19 protein-coding genes are annotated in these 23345 nt (G+C 50.2%); 15 read left to right on the top strand and 4 right to left on the bottom strand.

All coding sequences use genetic code 11. The features are described 5' to 3' along the window. Positions 1-180 precede the first annotated feature (180 nt). The 3 genes from LEPTO7104_RS0128650 to LEPTO7104_RS0128640 all read left to right on the top strand — a co-directional run bounded on the left by LEPTO7104_RS0128650 (position 181) and on the right by LEPTO7104_RS0128640 (position 8460). The gene (locus tag LEPTO7104_RS0128650; protein ID WP_017302018.1) at positions 181-4218 is read left to right on the top strand and encodes a WD40 domain-containing protein; all 4038 of its coding nucleotides are present in this window, start codon (positions 181-183) and stop codon (positions 4216-4218) included. Between the two features lie 154 nt (positions 4219-4372). Continuing rightward, positions 4373-4705 carry a hypothetical protein gene (locus LEPTO7104_RS0128645; RefSeq protein WP_017302017.1) on the top strand — a complete coding sequence of 111 codons (333 nt, stop codon included), beginning with the start codon at positions 4373-4375 and terminating at the stop codon, positions 4703-4705. A gap of 53 nt (positions 4706-4758) precedes the next feature. Next, positions 4759-8460, top strand: a complete 3702-nt coding sequence (locus tag LEPTO7104_RS0128640; RefSeq protein ID WP_026073174.1) for a WD40 repeat domain-containing protein — start codon at positions 4759-4761, stop codon at positions 8458-8460. A 212-nt stretch (positions 8461-8672) separates the two neighbouring features. Here the strand turns inward: LEPTO7104_RS0128640 and LEPTO7104_RS40615 are convergent, their stop codons facing one another. Then, positions 8673-8930 (bottom strand): hypothetical protein, encoded by a 258-nt coding sequence (locus LEPTO7104_RS40615; RefSeq protein ID WP_155523959.1) that lies wholly within the window; start codon positions 8928-8930, stop codon positions 8673-8675. Positions 8931-9076: 146 nt separating this feature from the next. Continuing rightward, positions 9077-10276: a hypothetical protein gene (locus tag LEPTO7104_RS0128635; RefSeq protein WP_017302015.1), complete on the bottom strand. Its 1200-nt coding sequence runs from the start codon at positions 10274-10276 to the stop codon at positions 9077-9079. A 652-nt stretch (positions 10277-10928) separates the two neighbouring features. On the opposite strand from LEPTO7104_RS0128635, the gene LEPTO7104_RS35835 reads away from it, so the two are divergent. After that, positions 10929-11420, top strand: coding sequence for a hypothetical protein (locus tag LEPTO7104_RS35835; RefSeq protein ID WP_155523958.1), 492 nt, complete (start codon positions 10929-10931; stop codon positions 11418-11420). A gap of 90 nt (positions 11421-11510) precedes the next feature. Here LEPTO7104_RS35835 and LEPTO7104_RS0128620 read toward each other — a convergent pair whose 3' ends face one another. Next, complete coding sequence (locus LEPTO7104_RS0128620; protein WP_017302013.1) at positions 11511-11846, bottom strand: HepT-like ribonuclease domain-containing protein; 336 nt, start codon at positions 11844-11846, stop codon at positions 11511-11513. Next, positions 11833-12144 carry a nucleotidyltransferase family protein gene (locus LEPTO7104_RS0128615; protein ID WP_017302012.1) on the bottom strand — a complete coding sequence of 104 codons (312 nt, stop codon included), beginning with the start codon at positions 12142-12144 and terminating at the stop codon, positions 11833-11835. Before LEPTO7104_RS0128615 ends, LEPTO7104_RS0128620 begins: the two co-directional genes overlap by 14 nt. A 307-nt stretch (positions 12145-12451) precedes the next feature. Between LEPTO7104_RS0128615 and LEPTO7104_RS0128610 the strand changes: the two genes are divergently transcribed. The 11 genes from LEPTO7104_RS0128610 (at position 12452) to LEPTO7104_RS41340 (ending at position 23244) form a co-directional block, all read left to right on the top strand. Beyond that, the gene (locus LEPTO7104_RS0128610) at positions 12452-13045 is read left to right on the top strand and encodes a hypothetical protein (RefSeq protein WP_026073173.1); all 594 of its coding nucleotides are present in this window, start codon (positions 12452-12454) and stop codon (positions 13043-13045) included. A gap of 236 nt (positions 13046-13281) precedes the next feature. Further along, positions 13282-13881 carry a glycoside hydrolase family 19 protein gene (locus tag LEPTO7104_RS0128605; protein WP_017302011.1) on the top strand — a complete coding sequence of 200 codons (600 nt, stop codon included), beginning with the start codon at positions 13282-13284 and terminating at the stop codon, positions 13879-13881. Between the two features lie 34 nt (positions 13882-13915). Further along, a complete protein-coding gene (locus LEPTO7104_RS0128600; RefSeq protein WP_017302010.1) occupies positions 13916-14224 on the top strand; it encodes a hypothetical protein in 309 nt (102 codons plus the stop codon). Between the two features lie 285 nt (positions 14225-14509). Continuing rightward, complete coding sequence (locus LEPTO7104_RS37535) at positions 14510-15649, top strand: pentapeptide repeat-containing protein (protein ID WP_017302009.1); 1140 nt, start codon at positions 14510-14512, stop codon at positions 15647-15649. A 503-nt stretch (positions 15650-16152) separates the two neighbouring features. After that, positions 16153-16776, top strand: coding sequence for a CAP domain-containing protein (locus LEPTO7104_RS39575; protein WP_083887201.1), 624 nt, complete (start codon positions 16153-16155; stop codon positions 16774-16776). A 133-nt stretch (positions 16777-16909) separates the two neighbouring features. Beyond that, positions 16910-17842 carry a glycoside hydrolase family 19 protein gene (locus LEPTO7104_RS0128585; RefSeq protein ID WP_017302007.1) on the top strand — a complete coding sequence of 311 codons (933 nt, stop codon included), beginning with the start codon at positions 16910-16912 and terminating at the stop codon, positions 17840-17842. A 439-nt stretch (positions 17843-18281) separates the two neighbouring features. Then, positions 18282-19253, top strand: a complete 972-nt coding sequence (locus LEPTO7104_RS0128580; RefSeq protein ID WP_225887115.1) for a CHAT domain-containing protein — start codon at positions 18282-18284, stop codon at positions 19251-19253. After that, positions 19250-20173, top strand: a complete 924-nt coding sequence (locus tag LEPTO7104_RS0128575) for a hypothetical protein (protein WP_017302005.1) — start codon at positions 19250-19252, stop codon at positions 20171-20173. The genes LEPTO7104_RS0128580 and LEPTO7104_RS0128575 overlap by 4 nt, the downstream gene beginning before the upstream one ends. A 73-nt stretch (positions 20174-20246) precedes the next feature. Continuing rightward, a protein-coding gene (locus LEPTO7104_RS0128565) for an ISKra4 family transposase (RefSeq protein WP_155523727.1) occupies positions 20247-21307 on the top strand; the annotation gives its coding sequence in 2 pieces (ribosomal slippage) (positions 20247-20403 and positions 20403-21307; 1062 coding nt in all). Positions 21308-21310: 3 nt separating this feature from the next. Next, on the top strand, positions 21311-21676 hold the full coding sequence (locus LEPTO7104_RS0128560) for a hypothetical protein (RefSeq protein ID WP_017302004.1): 366 nt from the start codon (positions 21311-21313) through the stop codon (positions 21674-21676). Further along, on the top strand, positions 21673-23244 hold the full coding sequence (locus tag LEPTO7104_RS41340) for an nSTAND1 domain-containing NTPase (protein WP_017302003.1): 1572 nt from the start codon (positions 21673-21675) through the stop codon (positions 23242-23244). Before LEPTO7104_RS0128560 ends, LEPTO7104_RS41340 begins: the two co-directional genes overlap by 4 nt. The last annotated feature ends 101 nt before the right edge of the window (positions 23245-23345 follow it).

Here is a 23345-nt window from a genome sequence, read left to right as displayed (position 1 = left end):
ATGGGGGTGAGGAAGGACTATCTTGCTCTATGCTGTTCCCTTGGATAGAGTAAGGCTGCATCTTATGCATCTACTATGTCAAGATCGCTCAGGGTTTGTCAGGCGTGCATTGACACCGTAAAGCTAGCTGTCCGTCGCAGTGGCTTTCCAAGCCAGCGGGCACTATCAGAAGACGTTGGCATGTCCCTGGCTACTGTCAGCAATTTTCTCACGGGCAAACCGGTTGATCGCGCCATCTTTCTAGAGCTGTGCGAAAAGCTCTCTCTCAACTCCAGCGACATCGCTGATCTCAACTCAGACATTAGCGATCGCCCTGTCGCTGACCCTGACCCAGAACCCAGCCATCCCCTCAGCCAGCGCACCCTGGCCGCGATCGTGTTTACTGACGTGGTGTCGTTTACCCAGCGCATGTCAGACGATGAGTTGCACACCCTGCTGCTGGTGCAGCGAGACTTTCAGCAGATGGAGGCCCTCTGTCAGCAGTTTGCAGGGCGAGTACTGAAGCACCTGGGAGATGGGCTGCTGCTTTATTTTAATAGTGCTGAGCAGGCGGTACTCTGTGCGATCGCCATTCAGCAAGCCCTTGCTACCGCCACCAATCTTTCCCCCGAAAATGCTCTACAGCACCGGATTGGCATTGACCTGGGGGATGTGGTGCACAGCGATGACGATGTCATGGGTAACAGCGTCAATCTGGCCGCCCGGCTGCAATCTCTGGCGGTTCCGGGCGGCATTTGCCTATCCCAATCGGTCTATGACGTAGTCAGCGCCCATCTGCCCATCCCCGTCACCTATGGCGGCAAGCAAGCAATCAAGGGACTGGAAGCTCCGCTGCCGATCTACCATATTGCTCCCCCCGCTGCCCTTTCTTCCCCACCCTCCCCATCCTTCCCCTCTCCCCTCCTTCCCCATCCCTCCACCCTCGACTGGGGCGAAGCGATGGATGTCTCGGTGTTCTACGGGCGCACCGCAGAGTTAGCGACCCTGGAGCGCTGGATTGTGCAGGAGGGCTGCCGCCTGGTCACCTTACTGGGCCTGGGCGGGGTCGGCAAATCGGCCCTGTCGGTGAAACTGGCGGAGCAAATTCAGGCCCCATTTGCGGTGGTGATCTGGCGATCGCTGCGCAATGCCCCACCGCTGGCCGACCTGTTGGCCGACCTGCTGATGGTGCTGTCTGACCAGCAGGAGATCGACCTGCCAGAAGCGATCGAAGGCCGCATTACCCGATTGATCGCCCAGCTACAGCGCTCTCGCTGCCTACTGGTGTTAGACAATGTGGAGTCGATTTTATCCACGGGCGACCAGGCCAGAGCCTATCGGGCGGGCTACGACACCTACGGTCAGCTGTTTCGGCGAGTGGGGGAAAGTCGGCACCAGAGCTGTTTGGTGCTGACCAGCCGCGAAATGCCGGGGGGGTTGGCCACCAAAACGAGCCATACGTCACCGATTCGATCGCTGCGGTTAGGTGGGCTAGGCTCAGACGATGCCCAGGCCATTTTGCGAGATAAGGGCGTTGCGCCGCTGTCGAGTAATTTGCAGCTGTTGATTGAGCGCTATTCTGGCAATCCCTTGGCCCTAAAAATTGTCTCCACCACCATTCAAGAGGTGTTTGGGGGGGATGTAGCCCAGTTTTTAGAGCAGGGCACCGTGGTCTTTGGCGATATTTCTAACCTGCTAGAGCAGCAGTTTAACCGCCTGACTGGGTTTGAGCAGCAGGTGATGCTCTGGCTGGCGATCGCGCGGGAGGGGCGATCGCTCGCTGAACTGCGGGCGGATATTTTGCCCCTGGCCACCGCTCGGGATCTGCTGGAATCGCTGGAGTCGTTGCAGCAGCGGTCGCTGATTGAAAAAGCTACTTCGCCAGGTCAGGCGGCCACCTTTACCCAGCAGCCGGTGGTGATGGAGTACGTCACCGAGCGGCTGATTAACCAGATCTGTAACGAGCTGATCCGTAGCGATATCGGCCTGCTAGATAGCCTTGCGCTCAGCCAGGCCCAGACCAAGGATTATTTACGCAACGCTCAATATCGCCTGATTTTGCAGCCGATTTTGGCGCATTTGCAGCAGCGGTTGGGTGGCCAGCAGGCGGCCCAGGCCTGTTTAGATCAGACTTTGGCTTTGCTCAAGGCGCGACCGTTTCAGACGCCGGGCTATGGGGCCGGTAATCTGCTGAATCTGCTCAATCAGATGGGGGTGAGTTTGAGCGGCTATGATTTTTCTCACCTCCCCGTGTGGCAGGTTTACCTGCAAGGGGTGGACTTACAGGGGGTGAACTTTGCCCACGCGGACCTGAGCCAGTCGGTCTTTACCCAGACCATGGGCGATGTGTTAGCGATCGACTTCAGCCCAGACGGTTCCCTACTGGCCATGGGCATTGATCGGCAAATTTTGCTGTGGCGCATGGGCGATCGCCGCCAGATTGCGACCCTAGAGGGGCACACCGCCTGGGTGCGCTGTGTGGCGTTCAGCCCGGACGGACAGACCTTAGCCAGCGGCAGCCTCGATCACACCATTCGCCTGTGGGACGTGCAGACGGGACAATGCCTGAAGACTCTGCGGGGCCACACCAGCGATGTGCAATCGATCGCCTTTAGCCTGGATGGTACTCTGCTAGCCAGCGGCAGCAAAGACCATACCGTTCGGCTGTGGGATGTACAGACTCAGCAATGCCTCAAGACATTGACAGGACATTGCAGCCGTCTATTGAAGGTAATCTTTGCTGCCGACCAGACGATCTTAATGAGCACTAGCGACGATCAAACGGTCCGATTTTGGGATCTGGCTTCGGGGGACTGTTTACAAACTATTGAAACCCACGTCAACTGGCTGTTGTCTGCGGCCCTCAGCCCCAATGGCACCACCCTGGCTGTCGGCAGCGACCATCAGACCGTGAAATTTTGGGATGTGCAAACGGGGGAATGTCTAGGGACACTACCTGGCTATAGCGCTACGGTTTGGGCCGTGGCCTTTAGCCCCGATGGGCAACAGCTGGCTACGGGCAGCGACGATAAAACTATCCGCCTCTGGGATATGCAGACGCGCCAGTGCCTCAAGACCTGGCAAGAGCATACCAACCAGGTGTGGCAAGTTAGCTTTAGCCCAGATGGGCAAACCCTAGTCAGCGGTGGCGAAGACCAGGCGGTAAAGCTCTGGGATGTGGCCTCGGGCCATTGTTTGACGACTATCACTTCCCACCGCAACTGGGTGGCGGCGATCGCCTTTAGCCCCGACGGTCGCACCCTGGCCAGCGGCAGCAAAGACCAGCAGATTCGCCTGTGGGATGTGGAATCAGGACTCTGCACCAAAACTCAGCCGGGCCATAGGGATGTGGTGACTGCGATCGCGTTTAGGGGGGGTGGGCCGGGGGGCCGGGGGGCATCAGGGGCAGAGAGGATTTTAGCCACTGGCAGTGATGACCACACCATCAAGCTATGGAATGCCCAAACTCTGGACTGTGTGAAAACGCTCTACGGCCATGACGGGTGGGTCTCTGCGATCGCTTTCAGCCCAGACGGCCAAACCCTGGTCAGCGGCAGCAGCGACAAAACGGTGAAGCTGTGGAACGTGCGATCGGGGGAATGTCTGCAAACGCTGGAGGGCCACACCCAGCGAGTGAAGTCGGTGGCGTTTCATCCCCAGGGAGCCATCATCGCCAGCGGCAGCGATGACCATACGGTGAAGCTGTGGGATGTGGCGACGGGGAACTGTGTGCAAACTCTGGCAGGCCACACCGATTGGGTGCTCTCGGTAGCCTTTAGCCCCGATGGACAGCTGGTGGCGAGTGGCAGCGGCGATCGCACCATCAAGCTGTGGGATCTGCAAACGGGGAACTGTGTGCGCACGCTGGAAGGGCATGGGGATCGGGTGCGATCGATCGCCTTCTCCCCTATTTGCACTGAGGAACAGGAGGGGAACGTCTTAGCCAGCGGTAGCGAGGATTGCAGTGTAAAGCTATGGAATATGCAGAGCGGAGCCTGTTTGCAGACCCTCACGGGCCATGACCAGATAGTTTGGATGGTTACGTTTAATCACAATGGGCAACAAATGGCTAGCTGCAGTGATGACGGCACGATTTATATCTGGGATAGTAAGACCGGAGAACGCCTGAAAGTTTTAACAGCCGATCGCCCCTACGAAGGGATGGTCATTACCGGGGCGGTGGGGTTGACCGCTGCCCAACAAGCAACGCTTTGTGCGCTGGGTGCGATCGTAGATTAGTTCCCTTATTGCAAGCGAGGTCCCCGCAGGATCCCCCCTGCCCCCCTTAGTAAGGGGTGTATTAGGATGAATCTTTTAACGCAAGCATGTGGGGGGATCGCTCTAGGCGAGTAATGCCTTACGAGATTCGAAATCGCCATCAGGAGCATCGACCATGACTGAAGACCTTAAACCCACTGGGGCAGGCGAGCCAGCGGTTATTCGCAAGCCTATCATTATCTCTGTAGACGCGGAAGCGGATGATGACACTCGCTCAGTTACCAAAGATAGGCTACCAGGAGACCTCGAAACCATAGCAGCGGCGTTAGATGGGGCGGACGTGGTGCGCCAGCCCATAGATCTGAGTGCCGCAACTATAACTTCAGACGATGGCGATCGCTCCGTCACCAAAGACAGACTGCCGGGAGCCATTGCGGCCGATGCTGCAGACGATGAAGCGCCAGTGGTGCGAAAACCCATCGTCATTGAGCCGACAACCGAAGCATGAGCTCCGCCAACTCAGACGAGCCTGCCGCCTCGCAACACCAGTCGGCAGGAGACGTGAACATTGAAGGTAAAGAGAATGCCTTTGCCTTGGTCAATGCCGCTGGCAATGCGACAGTTGACCAGTCTCATCATGTCGTTATTTACAACTATTACCAATCGGAGTTTAAGTCCGTTGCGGTAGAGGTCGTGGAGCTAGATGACAACTTGCCCTGCCCCTATCGGGGGCTGTCTCACTTTGGGCCAGGAGATGCAGAGTTTTTCTTTGGGCGAGAGGTATTTGTTGCTGAACTGGTAGAGGCTGTGCAGAACCGCGCCTTTGTGCCGGTTTTGGGGGCTTCGGGCAGTGGCAAGTCGTCGGTTGTTTTTGCCGGACTGGTGCCTCAGTTACAGCAGCTAGGGCGCTGGCAGTTCACCTACTTTCGGCCAGGAACTGATCCGTTTCATGCGGTAGCGTCGGCCCTGGTGCCGCTCTACACCCCAGAGCGCAATGAGACCGAGCAACTGCTCCAGGCGCGAGATCTAGCCGCCGCCTTGCAGGGGGGGCGTTTGCCTCTGGGGGATGTGATTGCCCGCATTCAGCGAAACTATCCACAGCAGCGAGTGCTGCTGATTGCCGACCAGTTTGAGGAACTGTATACCCTATGCCCAGAGGAAGCCACCCGTCGCCAGTTTCTAGATTGCTTACTCGCTAGCCTGACCCCAGCCCAGGCTGCTACTCTGTCGCCGCTGGTGCTGGTGGCTACCATGCGAGCTGACTTTTTGGGCAGTGCCCTGTCGTATCGCCCCCTAGCTGATGTGTTGCAGGCGGGGGATGTGAAGCTGGGGGCGATGAACCGCGAAGAACTCGGCCATGTAATTGAACAACCAGCGGCCAAGCTGGGGGTGAGCTTTGAACCGGGGTTGGCAAAGCGCATTTTAGATGCGGTTGATAAAGAGCCGGGGAACTTGCCACTGCTGGAGTTTGCCCTGACGGAGCTGTGGAAACAGCGCCAGGGGAAGCAACTGACCCATACTGCCTACGACGCTATTGGCGAAGTGCAGGGGGCGCTGGCCTGCTACGCCGATGAGCAGTATGCCCGGTTGCAACCCCCTGACCAAGCAGCAGTACGGCGCATTTTTGTACAACTGGTGCGACCAGGGGAGGGCACGGAGGACACTCGCCGGTTGGCGACAAAGGCGGAACTGGGGGAAGACCGCTGGGCGCTGGTGAAGCAGTTGGCTGATACCCGCCTGGTGGTGACTAGCCAGGATGGGGGCAAGCAAGAGACGGTGGAGGTGGTGCATGAGGCGCTGATTCGCCACTGGGGTGAACTGCGGGGGTGGATAGCAACTGACCGAGAGTTTTTGACCTGGCAGGGACGGTTGCGGGGGGCGATGCAGCAATGGGAAACCACCAGCCGCGATGAGGGAGCACTGTTGCGGGGAGCAGCTTTGGCAGAGGCGGAGGAACGATTACAGCTCCGACGAGAAGATTTGGGTGAGGTGGAGCAGTCATTTATTCAGCTGAGCATTAAGTTACGCAATCAGCTGAAAGAAGCTGAGATTGCCCGACAGCAGCGGGAGGTCAGACAGTCTCGTAGAATTGCGGCTGGAGCAATAGGTGCTGCAATTGTTACTAGTACGGCAGGTATTCTTGCCTTAGCTCAATGGAACGAATCTCAAAAACGCAACGTCGCACAGCTTATTCAACTCGCAAAAACTAATTTTCTTATTGGTCAAGAGCTTGACGGAATGGTAGACGCCTTAAAGGCTGAGCGACTTATTAGTAATAAATTTTTGCTTGGGCGTGCTGCATTAGTTGCTGAGGTACAAGGTACACTCATCTGGTTTACCAGTGAGATTCATGAATATAATAAATGGCGAGGAACACAAGCAAATGTTACAGGCATAGCTTTTATTACGGAGAATCAAGAATCAGATCGCCAAAAGCTTGTTGTTGCTGGAGAAAATGGCGTTGCCCAAATATGGGATCTGACAGGAAACCAAGTTGATAAGATTTCTATTAGTCAAGAAGAAGTAAAAAAAACATTTCTTAGTCCAAATGGTCTACGAATTGCAGTTTTCAAATCAGATGGGTTTCTTGAGATGTGGGATGTAATAAGCGAAAAACTTATTATTTCAATTAACTTACAGCAAGAAGACATCCTTGACATATCAATTAGTCCAGACAATCAAAATATTGCTACTGTCGACTCGAATGGAGAAACTAAAATATGGAATTTAGCAAGAAAAACTGCCACTTTAACTTTAGAAAGGCAGGATAATCGTTACAAAGTTAAATTTAGTTCAGATGGCCAGTCTGTTGCCGTAGGAGGAGATGAAATAGTTGAGCTATGGGATTTAAAGGGTTATTTTATAACGAGCATTAATACACAGCAAAAGGCTCTGAAAGGTATAGAATTCAGCCACGATGGTCAAAAGCTAGTTACTTTTGGTGCAAAAGATAGTGCTAAATTGTGGGATTTAAAAAACAAGTCTTCTGCTGCAATTGACACGAAACAAGGAATTGAAATTACTGCTAATCAAGGAGCCATTCACAGTGCAAAGTTCAACCCAATCAGGCAGCAGCTAATCACAGCTGGAGAAGATGGATCTATTAAGCTGTGGGACTTGTCCGGCAACCTTGTAACTATACTTGAAACATACCAAGGGAGCGTTTCAAGTATAGCGTTTAGCCAAGATGGAAAATGGCTGGCAACTGGCAGTTCAGATGGTACGAGCAAGATATGGTATTTTGGTGAGCCTGTTACTTCTATTATTGCTCAGCAAGGAGCTGTCAACAGCACAGCATTTAGTCCAGATAGCCGAGAACTCGCTACTGCGGGAAGTAGCGGAACCATGAAGTTATGGGATCTGACAAGTGCTAAATCCACAATCATTGTGCCCACAGGACATAATCAAGTTGATAATGTGGCCTCTAGTTCAAGAGGGTATCTTGCTACTTCTGGAAGCGACAATGGAACCGTAAGATTATGGAATTTACTGGGTGAATCCGTTGAGACAATTCCCACACAATTGAAATACGTTTTTAGCATGGCATTTAGCCCAGATGGACTTGAACTTGCCATGTCTGGAGAAACTGTGAAGCTATGGAACTCTCTCAACGAGACTATCGTAAATATTTCAACCCAGCAAGGAGAGGTTTTGGATCTAGAATTCAATTCAAATGGAAACCAACTTGCTACTGGTGGTGGAGACGGCAGTATTAAGTTATGGACATCAAGAGGTGATCTTATATGGAAAAAAATCAAATACAAAGAGGCTATTTTTAGACTAGCTTTTAGCCCAGATGGGGAACAGCTAGCTACCATTAGTAACCGAGCAAACAAGTCAAATCAAATGGAAAGCACTCTTACAATTTGGGATACACAAGGAAACCCCATTATCTCAGTACCGACCGAACAAAGTCTTGTATGGGATATAGCATTTAGTAGAGATGGGAAATATATCGCTAGTGCAGGAAACAATGGCGTTCTCAAACTTTGGAATACGGAGGGTAAGCTAATTGCCAATGTTAGCAACCAACAAGGAATAATTTATGGGGTAACGTTTAGTCCAGATGGCAAAAAAATGGCTTTCAGTCAAGCAAGTGGCACTATTAGCCTCTTGCAAACCAATAATATCGATGAGCTTGAGGAACTAGTAGCGAGGAGTTGTGACTGGCTACAAGATTACTTTAACAACCCACTAACAGAACTTACAAAAGAAGATAAGAACCTGTGTAAATTCAATCATTTAGCTACCTCAAAACAATAACAAAAATTTCTGATACGTTTGATTCATTTTGACCGACTTTTTTGTGCACATAATTGTTGACAAGTTATTATTTTCCTTCCAAAAAGCTGACTGTATTTATTAAGATACAGTCAGCTTACGTCTGTAATACTCAGAGATAATAACGGTAGTGCAGTCTTTAAAAGTTAAATATTGCAGAGACAGCCAAAGTCACCTTTGAAGTATACGCATGTCTAAAGTGTAGGCTCTATATCAAAGTGTATGTATCGAGGACATCCTGGTACGCCTTTAGGCCTGCACTGCCTGTACTTGTCAATGTGCTGATGATCATTCTGGTAATCTTCGTTCAAGCTAAAATGGTTATCATCTAGATTTGTTTCTTCCAAAGTAAGAATAATAGCCCTTTCGATTTTTGACACAATATCACTTATTTCTTCTGAAGAGATAGCATAATTATCTATACCAGACACTTCAAATTTCACTTCAATCATCGTAATTCACCGTTAAAAACGCAAGAGAATTTTGGTCTTGTAAATACTGAGACGAGCTTTGCAGGAGCTGATACTTATCAAAGTATAGGGCAGTTATTGTCTTTAAGGTGCTATTTTGGAGTTTTTAGCTTATTTTACAGACGCAGCTATTTTGCTTCCAGTTTCTGGGGTAGTTCGTTAACTCTGTAAAAACCTCCACTGCATGGAATAGCTCCCGCATACTGCACCTGACCTGTCTTGCCATCGAAAAGATTGTAGTTCACTACCACGCCGCTCCTGATAAAAAAGGGAGGCATTTTCCCAAATAAGCTGTTCCAAAGGTTACGTACCGTATAATTAGTGCCGCCTATGAAAGATATCTTGGCGCTCATGAGGCTCGCGCCATTTTTCAGTGCGTGCTGAACAGCTTCCTGCTGAACAATTGTTGCCAATGGAAACCTTGCTTTGTCGTCTGGAGTGGTGAGTTTTTCAATAAAACTGTTGTAATGCTCTATCATAGCGTTTCCATTATCAAATGCAGTCTGCAGTTCAACAGATGCGGTCTCCATCTCAGTAGATGCAGTCTCTATTTCATTACTCTCATCTGTAGTGAGATTTACCAACTTCCGAGCTGCAGCGTCTATCTTTTGCTTTAGCTCCGCTTTCTTCTCTGCTTGCCTTTGAAGCTCATTTGTAATTAGCGATTTTTCTGAGTGAAGCCCTGAGTTGTAAAGAGTAGGCAGCATCACTTTCACGCGTCTTGTCGTGAGTTCTCCGGCAAGGATGTTCAAAAGCAACAAGTCGTCCGCCGTTACTTCAATTCCTTTGACGGAGTAGTCAGTGCGCAAATAATCCAGCACCTTTGTGGCCACGTCAACCGCAGAACTGACCATCTCAATTGGAGAACTGAGTGCTTCAATCAGTTCTCCAATTGAGGGTAACTTTTCTTTCTCAGGGGCTCTAAAATAACGATAGCTGTCAGGCTTTTTTAAAACCTCGTCAATCTTAATCAAAGCTTTGTGAAGTTTACTGCAAGCCTCGTCAAACGCCTTATCGATTATCCTTGTCTGAATCTGATAGGTAGTCAGTGCTTGGAAATCGGGCAAATCTGAGCCCCCATATAGAACAACTTTATTTATGTAAATGCCCTTATTTTGGTAAATACCCTTGATTTCGTCTACGATGCACCGCGCGACTAACTTTAATGCGCGCGTCGCTAACATCGCCGCCTCAATTTTGCCTGCCTTATCGTCGACTAATATTCCCCCTACATAACCGGAATTGCCATCATCTGAAGTTATATCGTCGGGGGGTTCTGATGCAGGTTTTGGATCCGCGGTCTCAGGGGATTTCGAGTTTTCAGTCATGGCAGGAATGCTCGTAATTTAGTATCTATTTACACAGTTTTTTAGCCAATCTTATTTGAGAGGCCCTGCAATGATGCTTGGATGGTTCGAACAAACCCAAAAGAGCAGTTATATGAGTATGTTAGATGTCAAAAAATCTTTGCTCATGCTGAGTATACAGCTATTTATGAGATAAAGCTCATATCTTCAGAAATTAAGAGAAAGTTCGCAGCTTAGCCTCTAAATCGTGAAGTATTAAGCATCAAATTTATGGGTATTAATAGTAGGAATCGTCAACCAGACCAATATTAGAGGGTGTTTGAAAAGTCTTATAAGGTAGCTTAAACTACCATGGCCACTGAGAAGATGCTACCAAGGAATAAGGGTTTTAGGGACTGAGGTTATTCGTACAGGTAACTTCCAGGTAACTTTTGTTCCTCAATCTGACCCCTTCAAAACATTCTCTCAACTCAAAAGTCATTACAACCCAGACATTCTCAGGCGTCAACTCAGGTAGCCAACCGCTTTGCTAGAGACGTCAACCCCTACACCCCCCTTCTTAAGCAACCCCATGGAAAATCAAACCAATCCAGCTTTAGAACCTATCCTCCTTTCCTCTGGCCCTAGCTCTGGCCCTCCCCCCGAGCCCACTGCCAACCCCACTCCCATTCCAATGACCCCAGGCCCCCAACCCAACCCAGGCCCCATTATCACCATTAACGATCAGCCCCCACCGCCCACGCCCCCATCCACCAGCCCCATTCCCACCTTCATAGACGTCATCTGCATCCCCTGCAGCGACGTTAGCCAAACCCAAGACCCCGTGATCGAATTTGGCAGCGGTGGACCAATCCCCCCAGCATCCTTCCAAATCTTTGCCGATGGCCGTATCCTTGCCGAAGGCGCAACCCTCCAAAAACAAACCCTCTCCCCCCTAACCGTCCAGGCCCTCGTGCAACTGGCCAACGCCCTTGGCTTCTGGATATTTCCCGAGTTTTCATCCCCTCCTGTACCCGGCAACAGCGTGACTCAGTTTGTGCAAATCACCCTACCCTGTGCCCACCGCCTGGTAAGGGTACAGCGCGGTGCCGACGAAGGCCCCTTTGCCGAGCTGTTTAGCCTGCTGACCGAACTGGTCGGATTCTCACGCACTGGAGCGTTCTAGATTGCCATAGCACACTGGGGAAAGAAGCGATCGCACTGACAAAGGTGCGATCGCCTCATACAAAGGCATGACCCAAGCCCAATTTCCCCGTCATTCTGATACCAGCGGTCCCAACTGCACAACCAGCCGCGGAATAGCCTGAGTCGCCACATTCCAGACTTCATCGACATCAACCGCATCATAGGCATGAATCAAAATATCCCGCATTCCGGCCATTTGCCGCCAGGGAATTTCAGGGTGGTTGTCCCTAAACGTGGCCGAAAGACGCTTTGTCGCCTCTCCAATAATTTCCAATTGCCGAATAACCGCCGACTGACACATCAAATCTGTCTCAAATGCACCTCGATCACGGCCCACTAAAAACGACTGGATCAGATGGGCAGCGGCCAAAATATCCACCACATAGTCGAGATCACGAAGTGACATAAATCGGTTTCGCAGACTCTAAAATAGCTTGCCGACGGTGATAGTTGCGACTTAGCTCAATACCGCGACGACTGATCAAATCCACCTTTCGTTCGAATAACAGGCTGAGTTCATCCTGCATATCGACATGGTCAAACAAGCTCCACTCGGCATCGGGAGCAAAGGTAACCAATACGTCAATATCACTATCTGGGCGAAAATCGTCTCGCAGCACCGAGCCAAACAGTGCAAACTCAGTAATCTTCCACTGCTGGCAAAACGCGGCCACCCGCTCTGGAGGAATGTCTATATTTGCCATATCTGATCCAACACCACACTATAGAGGCGTGTAGCTGGATCTAGCCTATCACCTGCAAAGGCTAAGCCGCTCCAGCACTTCCTCCGCTTGCCTAGTAAGTAGGCTGAATGGTCTAGCAGCGAAACTCAACAAAACCTTCATGCTCTTGGGTCCTGCTCCCTTTCACCCCACTCACTCGCCCGGTGCTAAAAAAGTCGCTCTTTCTAACGCAAGAGTTATCACAACTCAGGCATTCTCAGGCTTTAACCTGGGTAGCCAACCGCTTTGCTAGAGAAGTTAACCCCTACACCCTTTCTAAAACAACCCCATGACAACCCAAACCAGTTCAACTCCAGTGCCTATCACCATGCACTCTGGCCCTAGCTTTGGCCCTCCCCCCGAGCCCACTGTCAATCCCACTCCCACTCCAGAAACCCCAGAGCCCCAACCCAACCCTGGCCCCATTATCACCATTAACGATCAGCCCCCACCGCCCACGCTTCCACCGACCGGCCCCATGCCAACCTTCGTAGACGTCATCTGCATCCCCTGCACCGACATCAGCCAAACCCAAGACCCCGTGATCGAATTTGGCAGCGGTGGGCCAATCCCCCCAGCATCCTTCCAAATCTTTGCCGATGGTCGCATCGTTGCTGAAGGCGCAACCCTCAAAACACAAACCCTCTCCCCCCTAACCGTCCAGGCCCTCGTGCAACTGGCCAACGCCCTTGGCTTCTGGACATTTCCCGAGTTTTCAGCCCCCCCTGTACCCGGCAATAGCGTGACTCAGTTTGTGCAAATCACCCTACCCTGCACCCGCCGCCTAGTAAAAGTACAGCGCGGTGCCGACGAAGGCCCCTTTGCCGAGCTGTTCAGCCTGCTGACCGAACTGGTCGGATTCTCTCGCACCGGACCGTTCTAGATTGCAATAAAACACTGGGGACAGTAGCGATCGCACTTGCAGAGGTGCGATCGCTTTTTTATTGGCTTAGTCTTGAAGTATAAAAAGTGCAATCGGGTTCTCGCATATCTTTACCTGAAAAAACAGAACATAAGTCATGCATTCTCAGGTTTAATCTCAGGCATCAGTCACCTTTGATAGAGACATACCGGCAAAGAGCCGAGTTCGAAAACAGTTCTCTACTAAAGGCAAACCTTATGACCATCGATCGCAAAACGTTCTACGACACCTTTAGAACTCAGTTTCACCCCACGTTAACTCAACAACAAGTCGATGGCTACAGCGCTATTCTCGACTACTGGGAAGCCTCTGAGATCAGCGATTTGCGCTGGTTGGCTTACGTTTTAGCTACCGCCTATCACGAGACCGGGCAGTTAATCGCCCCCGTTCGGGAAGGCTTTTGCAAAACCGACGAGGGCTCGATCCAGGCCGTCACCAAGCTCTATACCAAGGGCATCATCAAGCACAACTACGCCAAGCCTGAGGCTAACGGCAACAGCTACTTTGGCCGAGGGCTGGTGCAGCTCACCTGGGCCGACAACTACAAAAAAATGGGGCAGACCTTGGGCATGGGCAGCCAACTGTACGACAACCCGGCACTGCTGCTGGACTTAGGCATTTCTGTCAAGGTCCTGTTCAAGGGCATGATTGACGGTTTGTTTACTGGCCAAAGCCTTGAAGACTATTTCAATGCCACCAAGACCGATTGGATGCAAGCCCGCAAAATTGTCAACGGCATGGATAAGGCAAGTGCGATCGCTGACTACGCCCAGCGTTTCAAAGCCTGTCTTGCTTAACCCTGATAAACCCTATACTTCATCGGAGGCAAACATGAAAAACTTAGGTCAATTTTTCCAAGATAGTAATGAACAGTTCTCGGCTACTCGACTAGCCTTTCTAGCCTGGATTTTTGGTGCTCTCATTGTTTGGGGAACAGGCAGCATCCAAGCAAAGGAAATGCAGAAGATTCCTGAGTCGGTAACAGCACTAATTGGAATTCTGATGACTGGTAAGGTTTTCCAAAAATTTGGTGAGGTCCATGAATCCATTAATCAAACAAGTGAGGATAGCAGACTAACCAATCCTGCCTCTACTGGTAACGGTAATTCTGTTTTGACAGGCCATTCTGGGTTGCGCTAAAAAGACACTTCTGATCTTAGCGATCGCATCTTCCCTATATAGAATTTTAGCGGAAGAGCGATCGCTTCTTAGAGATTTGGCTTCGAAAAAAAGATAACGTGATATTCCTCTGTTGATTCAAAAGTTAGAACAACTCAGACATTCTCAGGCGTGGACTCAGGCATGTAAAGCATTTAATAGCAACATAGAACAAAGATAAACGGTGACTTCTAGCATGGTTTATCTAAAATCAGAATCTCTCAGTCTGCTAATTGCTTCATTCACACCTAATCCAGGAGACTAATCATGAACACTACCCAGCACTCAAACGACAACTCCTATAAGCCCAACATTGTACATACTGACGATAGGCAGGCGATCGATTCGTATGACAGCAAGATACCCTTTAGTGAAAGTTCGCTAAAGGGGGCCGGAAAGCAAAATAGCGACATTCCTCCATCTATCTTTCAAAGGTTGCAAAAAAAGACAGGGCTCGAAGGAAAAACTTTTTGGGATTATTTGCAACTGCTGATCGTTCCTTTGCTTTTGCTGAGCGTAACTGTTCAAATAGATAGGCAGCAGAAAAATACGGATGCAATCAATGCAAAGCACGATACCCTCAGCGCCTATATTGATACTATGACAGGATTGATGAACGATGGCTTGTCTGAAAACTCAGGCAGGGATTCTAGGCTAGCAAAAATTGCCGCATCTAGAACTATTCTGACACTTAAAGAATTAGATGGAGGATTGAATACGGTAATACTCGGCTTTTTAAAAGAATCAGATCTAATTCAGACATCATTTCCAAGAGAGAATTATACGGCATGTATAAAAGACAAACCAAACGATTCTAAGCTAAACTGCTCTGAAGATTTTGCTGAATCTGGTAACATTCCGATTAGTTTAGAAGGAGCAGATTTTTCAGGCATTGATTTTCACAATGCCGATTTAAATGTTTTGAATCTTTCCAAGGCTAACCTTAGTAATGCCAATCTGGAAAATGCAATTCTCATTGAGGCTGATTTGGAGAAAGCAAATCTGACCGGAGCAAATCTGACTGGAGCAAACTTAACCTGGGCGAATCTCAAAGGTGCTCATCTTCAGGAAAATGCTCTGAAGAATGTTAGGTATTGCCATACCATTATGCCAAACGGTACAGAGAGAAATGATGACTGTTCCTTTAATCCTAAAGAGGGAAGCCAATACAAGCTAGTAGTTGGTAACAATAGCGCAACAAGTAGCAGCAATGCTTGGACGGTTTCAGCTTATCGTAATTTAGAAAAGTTTGAAGACGAAGTCGAGATACCGGATGGTACTACAATGGTATTGACAGGTGCTTATCGTGAGCATGATGGTAGCACTTGGGTTGAAATCAAGGACGATGGAATAATTGGAGGATGGATTGAGACAACATATCTCGTCCCAGTGGAAGAGGTGCGTTAGGCAATAAGTCGCCAAATTTACTGTTCTTTCCTCATTTGTTTTGGTCAAACGTCATCAATAACCATTCTAATGAGGGCTGGCGATTGCGCTACCCTCATTTTTTGGCTAATTATTGCTATGGCTAGCTAGTTTAAGACGCCGATAATCGGATTCGCTGAATCTGGGACAGCTATCTGGCTTACAACCGCTCTTAGCCAAACTTTGGGCAAACGCCCTAAGCCAGGCGGCGTTTCAAGATAACCACAGTGTATAGAGACGATCGCTTTTGGCATAAAGGCAGATACTTTGCTCCCTTGGCAAAGGCTTTTTGTTTTAGGAAGATATATTCTGCACATAAATGAGTTAATTGAGCTCGGAGAAAATCTATTCAGAAGTTAGATCAACTCAGTTATTCTCAGGCTCTAACTCAGTTACTCTACGTGTTTGATAGGGATATATCGCTCAAGGGAACTGATTCTAAAAGCGATACTTTCATCCAGTCAAACTACATTTTGAGGTAATTTATGTCTTGTGCAATTGGTAACTCTTACATCGTCCAATCTGGTGACATTCTCTTTGATGTTGCTCAACGAGAGCTAGGAGATGGCAACCGCTGGCAAGAGATCTCAAATACCAACGGCGCTCAATTGACCGAAGCAGATGCAAGAAACTTGCAAATTGGGCAAGAAATTTGCATTCCTAGTGCTGTTAAACATCCCCCTGATTCAAGCTCCCCTGTAGCCCCCAGCGTGGTCAGTCAGGTGCTTGAACTGATCAATAACGAGCGCAGACAAGCGGGTCTTCAGCCCCTGCGGCTAAATGCCGCCTTAACCCAGGCAGCTCAGAGACACAGCACCAGCATGGCCTACCAAGACTTTTTTGATCACGTGGGTCGAGATGGCAGCACCTTTGTAACTCGCATTCAGCAAGCAGGCTACCGCTATTCCGCCATTGCAGAAAATATTGCTGGGGGCCAAACAACCGCATCTGCTGCGGTCCAGGGATGGATGAATAGTCCTGGGCATCGCATACATATCCTCGACCCTCGATATGTAGATACGGGCATTGGCTACGAGTTCTTGGGCACCGACCCAGGGCGTGTGACCCTCAAGCATTACTGGACTCAAACCTTTGGCACCCCTGCTTAAGGAGCTTTAGATCGTCGTCTAAACAACTTTGGCCCAGTATCCTGAACGCTCTGTATTTCCAAAATTTAGCCCACTCCTTTTGCAGGTACAGAGCGTTTTGCTTTTCAATCTAACCCAAATTTTGAGGTAAATCATGTCTTGTGAAATTGGTAACTCTTACACCGTTAAGCCTGGAGATATTCCCTTTGATATTGCCCAGCGAGAACTAGGTGATGGCAACCGCTGGCCAGAACTTATGCAGCCCAATGGCTCTCAACTCACAGAACAGGATGCGATCAACCTACAGCCAGGCCAAGAATTGTGCATTCCAAATTCTGTTCCGTCTGCACCGTCCATAGCTACAGGGTTTGCCAATATTGTGTCTCGTCAAACCTACGAGGCCATGTTTCCCCACCGCAACGCTCTGTACAGCTACGACAGTCTAATTGCAGCTACTGAGAAGTTCCCCTTGTTTTGTAGCGAAGGAACATTCGAACAGCGTCAGCGGGAAGCGGCGGCTTTTCTCGCCAACATTGCCCACGAAACCACTGGTGGCTGGGATGCGGCCCCCGATGGTCGCTATGCGTGGGGTCTCCATTTTATTGAAGAAGTGCGTTGCCAGGAAGGCGGTTGTACAGAGTACTGTGACCCCACCAACAGCAGCTTTCCCTGCTTTCCAGGGCGTACCTATCACGGGCGAGGGCCGATACAGCTGTCCTGGAACTACAACTATGGGGCCGCCGGTCAAGCCCTAGGCGTTGATTTGCTCTCAAACCCTGACCTGGTTAAGACCGACGGGGCGATCGCATTTCAAACGGCTCTCTGGTTTTGGATGACACCCCAAGCGCCCAAACCTTCTTGCCATGCGGTTATGACGGGCAGCTGGGTGCCCTCTATTGAGGATGTTAACGGAGGGCGCACTCCCGGATTTGGCATGACAATCAATATCATTAATGGCGGCTTGGAATGCAGTATTCCCACCAATGGCAGCGTGCAGGATCGGGTGGGTTTCTACGAGCGGTTTACGCAGATGTTGGGAGTCAGTATGGGCGATGCGGTTTACTGCGATCGCATGGCGCACTTCTAGGCAAGTGCCTGTGATTTTTGCAAAGAAGTTCCTAGTCTAGTCCCCTGTAGATAACTGTCAGTCACGGTTTACTAAATCAATTGATTAACCAATCAAAAGGAAATTATTGAAATGTGAATGAAAGAGATCAGACAAAATAGCTGGAAACACTATCGCCAAGGAGGAATAAACTTCTTGGCGATAGCTAAGGGCCTAAATTCACATCCAAGGAACATCAAGAATTATAACCGGCATTGCAAAATGTTGGTTTTACATCGATAGTTATTTTTTAGCGGTGTTCACCTACTTTCTGAAATTCTTAGGTACAACCAAGCCAGGCAAAGGGAATTGCCCCTTTTAATAATTTAGGTCATTTAATAGGGTCGGGTGCCTCATGAGTTTGATCAAGATTCTGATTCTGACTGCGAATCCTAGTAATACGGGTGTTGATCCGTTGGGCTTGGATGTAGAAGTCCGGCGGATTGAGGAGGCTTTTTTGCGATCGCACCACCGCGATCGCTTCCAGATCGTCACCAAGCTCGCCACCAGACCCGCCGACCTGCGGCAGGCATTGGTTGAGTACCGCCCGCAGATCGTCCACTTCTCTGGGCACGGTACCGAAACCCAGGGTCTGGTGATGGAAAACGATCAGGGCAAGGTGCAGCTGGTCAGCACCGAAGCGCTGGGACGTCTGTTTGGGGCCTTTGATGCCAGCCCGATTGAGTGCGTCTTGCTCAATGCCTGCTACTCAGAGGTGCAGGCCAATGCCATTCACCAGTATGTTGACTGCGTGATTGGCATGAATCGGCCCATTGGCGATCAGGCAGCAATTCAGTTTTCCCAGGGGTTTTACGATGCGTTGGGGGCGGGTAGCACCTATGCAGAGGCGTTTAAGATGGGGTGCAGCGCCATTGACCTGGAAGGGGGTGTTGAGTATTTGACGCCCCAGCTGATCGGCGGCAAAGGGGGTAGGGCGATATCGCCCGTGGGCCAAGGTTTGCCAGCACCTGAGCCAACTGCCACGGATGGGGGTACAGTGCGACCGGCACCGTCTCAGTCGATTGGCAATGTCACCATTAGCGGCAGCAACAACCCCTTTAATGCCATTCAAGCAGGGGGGAATGTCAAATTAAACCAATCGGGCACCCAAAGCAGTAGTAATAATCCTGATTTAGAGGCGGCCCTGACTCTCTTGGCTAAGCTCCAGCAACAGGTTGTGGCAGCAGACGCGCTTACTTCTTTCGCCAAGAAGGACACAGAGTCAAAAATCGCGATGCTTCAGGAAGAGCTGCTAAAGCCAGAACCTGATAAGGGCTTTGTGAAGGAGGTCGTGGAGGCGTTGAAGCAGGGATTGGCTGGGGTGTTAACCCTAGCAGAGCCTGTAACGCAGGTGGCAGGTTTGGTGGCAAAAGCTTTGAGGTTCATGCTATGAACTCTAATCAGCGTCAGGGGGCATTTGAAGAACAGCCAGCTAGCCAACAGCAATCATCAGGAGATGTGCAGGTACAGGGAGAAGAAAATTCTACCAACTTTGTTAACGCAGCCGGTGATGTCAGGATCGATCAGTCCAATCCTGTCTATATCACAAGTGAGAACATCACTTTTCAACACCGTGGGCTTGATGAAGTTGACCCAGAGATGATGAAACAAATTGTCCGAGAAGAGTTGCGAATTGCCCATACAGAATATGGCGATCCAGTTGGCGAGGGTTTGAACGCGCTGACCGACTTGATGCAAGTACCGGAAGTACGAGCTGCTGTGATTACGTTTCGGGTTGTATTTGAAGCAGCCTGCGATCAGATTGATGTAGTGGCTAACTACAAAGTGTTACACGACTTACTCCATACCTTAGAGTTTCAATGCTATAGCGGCATTGTTCAGGAGGCAAAGCGATTTCCAGAGGATGAAACAGCTCTTGATATTTTGATGGAGCACGAGTTGATTCTGCAAGGTTTATTGGGAGAGATGCAGCAAGTTGCAGTACGGGAGACAATCGCTACCCATGAGGTTCAATGGTTAAACGACTTGCGGACAGCCCAAACAGAATTGCATACTGCGGTCGACACATTGAATGTTCGGTGTTTGCAGCGAACCATTTGGCTGTTGAACCGGGTGCTAGCGATTCAACCCTCTCGCATTAATACCAATCTCACAGGAGCCGCTCGAGCACTGAGGTTGACTGGACTGACAAACGCGATGGCGCTGATTGCAGAAAAACTGACGAGCGTCAATCTAGACCAAAAAAAATTAGAGCAATTCCAGGAAGGAGTTGAAATGCTGACAGCATTGGATCAGCGGTTGGCTGCCCTGGTTATGGGACATGACTACGGGTGCATCCCAGTTATGCAATGAGCAATAATACTTATCTCTAACCAGGCTCATGAACGTTAAGCTTTGAGCAGTTCAACAGAGGAACTTCGCTCCCATGGATGCCTCCAAAGAAGCCCGTCTCAAAGCCCTGACGCAAGAGCTAGCCGAACTGCTCTACGAGGAGACTGACCCAGAGGACGTCAAGACCCTCGAAGGCATCGAGACCGCCGTGCGGGGGCATCTGCTCGAGCATGTCGGCCCAGAACTCGGTCATTTTTTATCCGCACAAGCAGCGGCACAACGCGAGGCCGGCAGCGAGGCGTGACCAGCATCATTGGCCAATTGAGCATCAGCGAACAGCAAGGACAGCGGCTAGGCCTGAAAGCCCGAACTCAGTGGAGTCCGCAGTTAGAGCAGTGTTGTTTGCTGGTAAGTGCCAATGAGTCTTACGACGATACGGCTCATGATATTGCGGTGCTAACCGGGATATCGGTCTCCAAGAGCACTCAGCAGCGACTCGTGCATCGTCACGATTTTCCGTCTGAGTTGGTCGATTTCGGCGTTAAAGAGATGAGCCTTGACGGGGGCAAAGTGCGCTTACGGACGCCCAAAGGCCAACGGAGTGAGTGGCGCGACTATAAGGCCGTTAACCTTCATCAAGGCTGTGTTGCGGCCTTTTTTAGAGCGAATGATGCCCTGGTTGAGTGGGTCAATCAGCAGCCCTTGGCGTCTCCGGTGGTGTGCTTAGGCGATGGGCACGACGGGATTTGGAATCTCTTTGCCCAGATCGCGCCGCCAGTGCAACGGCTTGAAATTCTAGACTGGTACCACTTGATGGAAAATTTGGGTCAGGTCGGCGGGTCACAACACCGACTGGATGCCGTGGAGACCTATCTGTGGCAGGGCGATATTGAAGGAGCTATCAAGCTGTTCAATGACTGGCCCCATGAACGAGTTGACCGGTTTATCGCTTACCTAGCCAAACATCGACACCGTATTGTGAACTACGCCTACTACCAAGCCGAGGGTATGTCTATTGGCTCGGGCGCAATTGAGTCAACGGTCAAGCAAATTGGGCGTCGCATCAAAATTTCAGGGGCTCACTGGGACGAAGAGAATGTGCAACAAGTGCTCAGACAGCGATGTGCTTATCTTAATGGCTACTTCTCAAAATGAGTCTTGCAAGACTGGGATGCACCCCATGACTACTGGCAGGAGATTGACCTAGAATTGAGACGGATTGAATCGAATTTAGACCAAAACCTAGTTGAGCTGGAGATGTCTTGGCCTGATTTAAAGGCTCGAAGCGATCGACTGTTTGATGCAGGTGCTGACCAGTGGACGCTTGCCTTTCAGCAAGATAGCCAGAATCTAGATATGGCTCTCAAAGCTCAAAATCCGATCAAGATTAAGCGATACTTTCGACTCTATCGTAGGCGAGCCAGAGAGCGTTTCTACCAGGTAGATGTGACCTTGAAACGGTTGTGTGAAGAACTGCGCGAAGTCGGTGAGCCATTAGCGTCAGTATTGAGGATTATTGAATGAGTGACCCCATCCTAGCTTCCGATACCGAGACAGATGACAGCCGTTTCCCCTCCGTAGCGTCGTTGCGGGCCGCCCACAGTGAATTGCTCAAACGATATCGAGAACGAGAAAATGATCCGGAAGTTTTTGCCGAAGTTGTACAGCTAATTCACCAAGGGCGAGCCACAGGTGCCCTATTAGATAGTGAGGACGATCGCTGGGCGGCTCAGAGCCTGCTGGATTACTGGAATTCATTGTTATACCGAGCCGGGCTAGAACCACCTGATACCACCCTGGTCGATTTTGATCCAGCCGTGGCTCCCAGTCTCAGCGATGACCTCTGCCCCTATCTGGGGCTGGAGGCCTTTCGGGAAAAGAATCAGCATCTATTTTTTGGGCGGCAGCGGCTACTAGATAAACTGCTCAAGCAGTTGGCAACGAACCGTTTGTTAATTGTGGTCGGGTCTTCTGGCAGTGGCAAATCTTCCATCGTTTTGGGCGGCTTATTACCTCAATTGATTGCTGGGGCATTGCCCGGCAGTCAAAATTGGGTTTACTATGCCCCATTAGTGCCCGGTTCTAATCCCCTGGCTGCGCTGGCGCAGCGATTGAAACCGGCTAACGTATCTGCAACGGAATGGGTTTTCCAGCAGGTTGTGCTCTTTAAGCAAGATCCGAAGCATCTATTGAAATTGACTGAGCAACGGGAGAAGCAACCTGTTGTGTTGGTTATGGACCAGTTTGAAGAGGTGTATACGCTCTGTCGGGATACTGCAATCCGAAAAGCTCTGGTTCAGAACTTGCTCAATTTCATTCAAGCTGGCGAGACTGAAAACCGACTGATTTTGACTATGCGAACTGACTTTGAGAGTCAGTTCGTTCGCACTCCGGAGCTGTTGACTCTGTTCGAGCAGTCTTATGTTCGGGTCATGGCTCTGGATGCTAACGAATTGCGGGAGGCAATTGATCGGCCTGCTACGTTAGTAGGGCTTAAGTTTGAAGAAGGTTTAGTGGATGCCTTACTCAGCGATGTGCTGGGAGAACCGGCAGCACTACCGCTGTTACAGTTTACCCTGCTTAAACTTTGGGATCACCGAGAACGCAATCGGGTGACGTGGGAAGCCTATCGCCGTCTGGGAGGAGGGCGGCTGGCTCTGGCAAAAAGTGCAGATGAACTGTACAACAGTTTGATCCTCGAAGAGCAGATGACGGTGAGGCGAATTTTGCTGCGAATGGTGCGTCCAGGGGAGGGACTGGAGGTAACCAGCAACCGGATTCCGCGTCAAGACCTGTATCGCTCTGGAGAAGCGCCGGATCGGATCGATCGGGTTTTGGAGAAACTAATTCAGGCCCGTTTGGTACGGCTGACAGCAGGCGATAGCCAGGATGACGCCCAGGTTGAAGTGGCCCACGAAGCTTTGATTCGAAACTGGCCCCGATTGGTTGATTGGCTAGAGGAAGATCGGCTTATCTTGCGGCAGCGACTGCGGCTGACTGAGGCGGCAGAGCAGTGGCAGGCGAGAGGGCAAGATGCAAGTATGCTATGGCGTGGTGCCTTGCTAGAAGCCCACTGTGACAACAATAGATGAGACAGCTTAGCCAGTCCCAATTAGAGTAGAAGGAACGGTTATCCCGCATGTCAGACTCTATGCAATCGCAGCTCTTGAATCCTGAAAACAATGGGAAAGCC

Source organism: Nodosilinea nodulosa PCC 7104 (assembly GCF_000309385.1).
In the GTDB taxonomy this organism is placed as follows: Bacteria; Cyanobacteriota; Cyanobacteriia; order Phormidesmidales; family Phormidesmidaceae; genus Nodosilinea; species Nodosilinea nodulosa.
The sequence above is the reverse complement of the archived record's forward strand: the minus strand, read 5'-3'. Positions and strand labels throughout refer to the sequence as shown.